The sequence below is a fragment of the Comamonas sp. SCN 65-56 genome, from assembly GCF_001724135.1.
GTDB lineage: Bacteria > Pseudomonadota > Gammaproteobacteria > Burkholderiales > Burkholderiaceae_C > Comamonas_C.
In genome coordinates this window covers 1-6,686 of sequence record NZ_MEDS01000042.1, presented here as the reverse complement: position 1 = coordinate 6,686, position 6,686 = coordinate 1, and the positions used below count along the sequence as shown (strand labels likewise).

Sequence of the window (6,686 nt, the reverse complement as noted above, 5' to 3'; positions counted from 1 at the left end):
GCCGGTATTGACGCCCGAGACCAGCGTCTGCTTGCCCCAGGGGTCGTAGCGGAAGCGGGTGACGACCGCACATAAATGAGGTCAGACACCGAAATTGTGTATCTTTTGGTGTCTGACCCCATTTATTCGTGGTAAAGACCTCCGGCAAATTCAAGTCTGAGGGGGCGCGCCATGCGGGCGAGTATGGCATGAGTTGATGTGATAATGAAAGACCTGACCCCGTCCGTGCGCGCAAGGTTGAATACGGCCAGTCCGCCGCGCGCGTAACGTAACCATGCTTCACCGGGTTGAAATGCACGTAATCCATGTGCGCCGCAAAATCACGTTCATCACGGATCAGGTGTTCCCAGAATCGCCTCTGCCACACACCGCGTTCGCCCCGCCGCCGGCGCGCCGCCGAGCGGCGTTCGTCGGCAGGCAGGGATTTGGAGAACGCCATCTTGATCAAGCGCCAGCGGGTAGCGAAATCGGCATCCTCGGGCGGCAGTTCGATCACGCAGTGCAGGTGATCGGGCAGCACGACCCAGGCGTGAATGCGGAAGGGGTGATGCCGCCGCGTCCAGCGAACCGCTTCGCGCAGGGCGTCGATGTGCCGGACGAGGAGGTCGTTGCCGCGCCGTTCCAGTGCGTTGACGGTAAGGAAATAGGTGCCGCCCGGATGCCAGGCGCGACGGTAGTCGGGCATGGAAACAGGATGCAGCGCATACGCATTCGGCGCAATGCCCTTCGGTTATTGCGCCCTACGCGGGCTTGAACGTCAGGCCAGACTGCGGATGAATGCAATCAAGGGGATCAGCATCCCGATAAACACTCCGATGGAGAAAGCCTTGGCGTAAGCGGTTTTCCAGGGGAAGAAACGGAAGACGCCGGAAAAATAAAGTAAGGAGACAAACCCAGCCTCTATTGTCCATTCCCGCCAAAAATAGCTGCCTACGACAGCTACAGAGCAACAGGACACAATTCCCACCAGCAACGGCAGCATCTGTATATGCGTTGGTAATTTCATCGCGACCTTATTCATTTTCCAGGTACTCCGAATAAGCCACCACGAATAGCGGAGTCAACGACACCGTGCCCGTTTTCAACTGCTCTTGTCGTATCCCCAATAGTGGCTGCAGGGCCTAATCCGGTGGCCATGCCGACTCCGAGCCGTCCCGTCATAAACCACTTCATTTCGCCATCCATATTGTCTTGATAAAACTGTTTGGCTTGATCGACCATCAACTGATTTGTCTGCTTCCTGAATTCAGGGTCTGACGCACGTCGTTCAAAGAATTTGTCAACCGTCTCGCCTTCTTGTGCCCATCGGGCTTGCTCTTCCGAGCCCATCAACCCCGTACCGCGTGCAACGAATCGAATACTGTTTCCTGTCCCGGTTGCGACCGACCATGCCCCCCGGAAGAAAGCCTTAGTTTTTTCGAGGAATGTGCATTCTTCATGCATGCACTTGTTAAAGAGATACCCAAACGCTGCCGTACTCGCCCCATTGGCGAACTTCCCACCACCCAGTTCTGCCGCAGTTCCGCCCAGAGCCACACGAGTCACAAAGCCGTCGTATTGCTTCGGCAGGTTGCTCCCCGCCCATTCCGCAAACCCGGCGCTCAACGCACCCTGCCCGCAGTTGCCGCCGGAGGCGGATGCGCTGATGCACCCTGCGCCTGCATGGGCCAGCGTCCTGCTCAAGGAACCTGTGCTCCCAATTTCCCCTGCCCCATAAAATAATGCCATCGACAGGGCATTGTACTGCCAGCCTTGCAAGCTGCCAGTTGTGACTAAGGACATGGTCGCCCCTCCCGCCGTCGCACCGGCAATCACACCCAATGCTTGGCTGCCCGACATGATTCCGACATACCCACCCACAAAGTTGAATACGCCGTAGCCAAGATACATCGCCACGACCGGCTTGACCACCTTATCGCGCCACCAACTCCACTTCTTCCCGAAGAGCTTGAAATACCCCGTCGGGTCGGTATAGCCCAAGGGGTTGTTGTTCACGTAGCTGTACCGGTTCAGGCTCTGCAGGTCGAACGGGTTGTCCACGTGCGGGTCGGCACTGACGAATCGCGCCAGCACCGGGTCGTACAGCCGCCCGTTCATGTGGGTGAGCCCGCCATCCAGCATCTCGTGCCCGGTGTGCCCTTGCCGTGTCGCGTCGATGCCGGTATTGACGCCCGAGACCAGCGTCTGCTTGCCCCAGGGGTCGTAGCGGAAGCGGGTAACGACCGCGCCGGCTTCGTCGGTGACGGCGGTGATGCTGCCCTGCCCGTCGGCGTGGAAGTAGCGCGTCCGGGCCGGCGGGGCGGCGCCGCTGGACACCTGGAAGGTGATGACTTCGCCGATGGGCCGGCCGCCGCCGTAGATCGTCACGCGGTGCTCGCGGGTGCCGCTGGCGTAGAGCGTCTGTTCGTAATGCCCGCCCTGATGGACGCTCGGGTTCAGGTACCAGGTGGTCCGGCCGGGCGCGGTCATCTTGTAGCGCTCGTGCTCGGGGCCGTAGAGCCAGGTGGTGGTCTGGCCGCCCTGCGTCTGGCTCGCGGGCATGTTCCAGGCGGTCCAGGTGAGGCTCCGGCCGGCGCCGCTGGTGAGGTTGCCGTTGGCGTCGTAGGCGTAGGTATTGCCGCCGGCCTGGGTGACGGCGTGCTTGTGCAGGGGATCGCCGTAGACGTAGGCGCCGACGCCGGTCTTGCTCTGGATGTTGCCGAGGGCGTCGTAGGCGAGGTTCTGCTGGGTGGTGACGCCGTTGACGATGATGTCGGTCTGGGTGAGACGGTTCAATGCGTCGTAGCCGCCGCGGATCTCGACCTGGTTGCCGGGGGCGTCGGCGACGACGGTGACGTTGCCGATGGTGTCGTAGACGTAGGCGGTGCCCTGGATCTGCTGGCCGCCGGCGGTCTCGGCAACGATGTTCTGCAGGCGGCCGGTGTCGGCCTGGTAGCCGCGTTCGGTGACGACGCCGTTGCCGGCCGTTTCCTGGATGACGCGGCCTTCGGCGTCCATCGCGTCGGCGCGCCAGTAGAGGGCGTTGGTGGCGGCGTTGCGCACTTCGGCAGCGTAGCCCCAGGCGTTGTAGACCGTCTTGAGGTTCAGGCCGCTGGGGTAGCCCTGTTCGGACAGCCGGCCGGAGGTGTCGTAGACGAGACTGCTTGCGAGCGAGGGGTTGCCCGCGCCCAGATTGAACAGCGTAAAGCTGGGACGTCCCTGGTTGTCGTAGTAGTGGGTGCGCACATAGTTGGCGGTGGTCTTGGTGCTCTGCAGCTTGCCTTTGCCCATGTAGGCGGTATCCCATGTCCAGGTGCTGGTGAGCCCCGGTTCGACGCGTTGGGTCATGCGGCCGAGCGTGTCGTAGACCAGGGTGGTGACCTGGCTCTTGGCATCGGTCTGCTTCACCAGTTCGCCCAGAGCGTTGTATTCATAGGTCCAGGTACCGAGGTCGGGGTCGGCGGTCTGAATCTTGCGGCCGCGCACGTCGTAGACGTTGACGATCTGGTTGCCGGCGGGGTCGGTGGTGCGGGTGAGGTTGCCGTTGGGGTCGTAGGCGTAGGTGGTGAGGTTGCCCATCGCGTCGGCGACGCTGATTTTCTGGCCCTGGCTGTTGCGGGTTTCGGTGGTAGTCTGGCCTTTGCGGTTGGTGCGCGAGATGACGAGGCCGTTGTAGGCAACGGTGAGGGCGGCGACGTCGGGTTCGTCGGGCTCATAAACGGTAACGAGTCGGCCCAGGACATCATAGACGTTGCGTACCCAGTAGGCGGTCTCGCCGGCGTAGTAGGGGCGGGAGACTTTTTCGACGCGGCCCTGGCTGTCGTAGACGGTGTCCTTGTAGATCCAGCGGCCGTCGAAGCCCTGGGTGGCGCTGCGGATTTCGCGGTTGAGGCGGTCGAAATAAGCAACGCTGGCGGGGGCGGTCTGGATGCCACCGCCGTAGACCTGGGTGACGATGCGGTAGACGCCGTCGGCAGGGCAGGCGGCGTCGCATTCCAGGTAGTTCCAGACGGTCTGGGTGCCGTCGGCGCGGTTCTCCTGGGTCTTGCGGCCAAAGCCGTCGTACTGCCAGGCGGTGGTGAGGCCGTTGGGGCCGGTGAGGCTGGTGACGGTGCCGAAGCGGGGGTCGAAAGTCTTGGTTTCGGTGTGGCCGAGGGCGTTGGCGGCGCCGGTGGGGAACTGGCCGTTGGCGTCGTAGGTGACGGCAGTGGTGCGCGCTACGATGGCGGCGCTGCCGGTGGCGGGCGAGCTGACGGTCGTTGCGACCTTGTTGCCGAAGGCGTCATAGGTGTAGGCGGTGTCGAGACGGTATTGGGGCTGGTCGGGCTCGATGGTTTCCTTGACGAGGAGCCCGGTGGTCGAGTCGTACTCAAAGGACGAGACACGGGTGACGCTCGCTCCCCAGGCAGGGAGGGACAGCGCCAGAAGAAAGCTGACGATGAGGCTGCGCATGGGGCTCTCCCTTAGGGGGTGACGCTGGTGACAGTGCTGCGGCGCAGGCGGCCGAGGAACCATCGGTCAGGGTCGACGATGTTGTCGTAGGTGTGGGTAGTGGTCTTGCTGTAACCGCCGCCGGAGTCAACGACGATGGTGGTGGGGTTGGCCCAGGCGTCGTAGGCGGTGTCGGTGGTGACGGTGGAGATGAGTCCGCCGCTGAGCTCATAGCTGGTTTCGACGGTGCGGGTGGGCAGGGAACGGTGCCACACGGGACTCTTGCCGGTGTCGAGGAGCTGATCGGTGTAGGTGATGAGGGTCTGGCTGATGAGGGTGCCGCCGCCGGTCCGGGTCTGGCTGCTGAGGGGCTGGCCCTGATAGGGGTAGTCCTGGCGGTAGGTGGCAATGCTGCGCAGGTCGCTCTGGACGTCGCGGGCGGTGACTTGCCTGAAGCCAAGGAAACCGCCGCCACGCTGATGCGATTTTGCACCGGCGTAGGTGTAGTCGGTGACACGGCTTCCGCCCACGCCGTCGCTGACGGAAACGCTCGATACGACATACAGCGGCGCCTGCACGTCAACGTACGGATACACCGCACCACTGTCCTTGCTGTACACCGATCCGTCAGTCAGGGGCGCGTAGCTGACTGTGGTGACCGCGCCTAGGCCAGTGGTAAGTGACAAAATTAAGTCACGATGCGTAGTGTCAATCCAACTATTGGCATACAGAGTATTGTTATAAGCTCTTGCATATATAAAATCCGGCAAACCATCCCCATTCAAATCAGCGAATCGCGTACCCAAATCACCAAAACCATACGCAGCAATATGAGTAGGCATTTTATATTCTGGCGAGATCTGCCAACCATTTCCCGTATTCAGCCAGGTTGTTGCTGATACCGTACCGTTGTAAAACCTCGAATAAATAAAATCCGGCAAACCATCCCCATTCAAATCCTCGAATCTAGTTCCAAGATCACCCAAACCGTCTGCAGCAATATGTGTTGGAATTTTATAAATAATTGACTCTTGCCAGCCACCACCCGTGTTCAACCAACTAGTTGCATGTAAAACTCCATTTACATAACGAGAATAAACAAAATCCTGCAAACCATCCCCATTCAAATCAACGAATCGCGTACCCAAATCACCAAAGCCATCTACCGAAATAGCCATTGGCATTTTGTAATCTATGGATTCCTGCCATTGGCTTGGCGGCGACTGTATAGACCCCCAGGTAACTTGAGTTGGCTTAAGACATGATTCTTCCGGCAAACAATCAGCGATTTGTATCAAACGTGACTTCAAAATAATAGGGCTCAACTCATAGCTGATCCGATAGTCCCTACCCATTGCTGCTCCAACAAACGTCTGCACATTCTTGAGTCTGACAGTGGTCTTGTTGAGCGATCCCGCCTGATACATGGGGGTGATGTCCGGCCGCGTCTCGTAGACGAAGCGCACCGAGTTGGTTGGCGATGTGTTGGCCGTTGCGTTCCCGGTGTAGTCGATCCGGTCCGGGTAGTACTGGCCGTTGGGGTTGTCTTCGATGTAGCCGACAGTCAGGTAGTTGCCGACGGTGTCGGCCAGTCTGTTGAGGGCCCACAGCATGACTTCATTTTTGCCCTGGGCTTCTATCCTCGAATCGGCGGTGTTGCCGTATTCCAATATCTGGCCGCTCTTGGTCCAGATTTTCCATGAGGCGGGGCCGCTGCTCTGGCTGCCGTAACTCACTACGCGGCTGTAGCTTTCGCTTTCGGTGCGGTATTCGGTGCCGTTTCCGCCATAGGCGCCGTTGATGGCGACGAGACGCTGGCCGTCGAGGCAATAGCGGTCATTGGCATCGTAGTTGACGCCGCCATGTACGCCGTCCTGCGCATAGGTTTTGGGGCAGCGGTAAATGACGGACAGGCCGGATAGACTCCAGCCGATGCCCAGAAGGCCATTGCCGCTCTGGCTGTTGTAGACGAGGCTGAGTTTGGGTTCGATGCCGGCTACGCCGGGTGGGACGGCGACGGGGATGGTGTAGGTGAAGGCGCCCGTGGGGCTGACTTCATGGCTGCCGGGAATGGCGCCGGGAACGGTGGCCGCCAGGGCAACGCCAGGGCTTATCGCGAGCGATGCGCATAGGCCAAAACGGGCAAGCCCACGAAAAACACGACCACACCCGGCAAACACTGGGCGGGCAACAAAACCGATACCCATGCATGCTCTCCTCTAGCTGCACGATGTTTTAGTTTTGTTCTCCGCTTGTCCGACGTCTTGGCGCCGGCT

Annotated in this window: 4 protein-coding genes; all 4 read right to left on the bottom strand. The window is 60.4% G+C overall.

The window, feature by feature from the left end; translation table 11 throughout:
- Positions 1-685: transposase (locus ABS45_RS17285; RefSeq protein WP_291558149.1), on the bottom strand; the 685-nt coding region annotated here is incomplete at its 3' end.
- A gap of 72 nt (positions 686-757) precedes the next feature.
- Positions 758-1,021 (bottom strand): hypothetical protein, encoded by a 264-nt coding sequence (locus ABS45_RS17280; RefSeq protein WP_151606909.1) that lies wholly within the window; start codon positions 1,019-1,021, stop codon positions 758-760.
- On the bottom strand, positions 1,018-4,431 hold the full coding sequence (locus tag ABS45_RS17275; protein WP_291558138.1) for an RHS repeat domain-containing protein: 3,414 nt from the start codon (positions 4,429-4,431) through the stop codon (positions 1,018-1,020). Before ABS45_RS17275 ends, ABS45_RS17280 begins: the two co-directional genes overlap by 4 nt.
- An 11-nt stretch (positions 4,432-4,442) precedes the next feature.
- A complete protein-coding gene (locus tag ABS45_RS17270) occupies positions 4,443-6,617 on the bottom strand; it encodes a SpvB/TcaC N-terminal domain-containing protein (RefSeq protein ID WP_291558132.1) in 2,175 nt (724 codons plus the stop codon).
- Positions 6,618-6,686 lie beyond the last annotated feature (69 nt).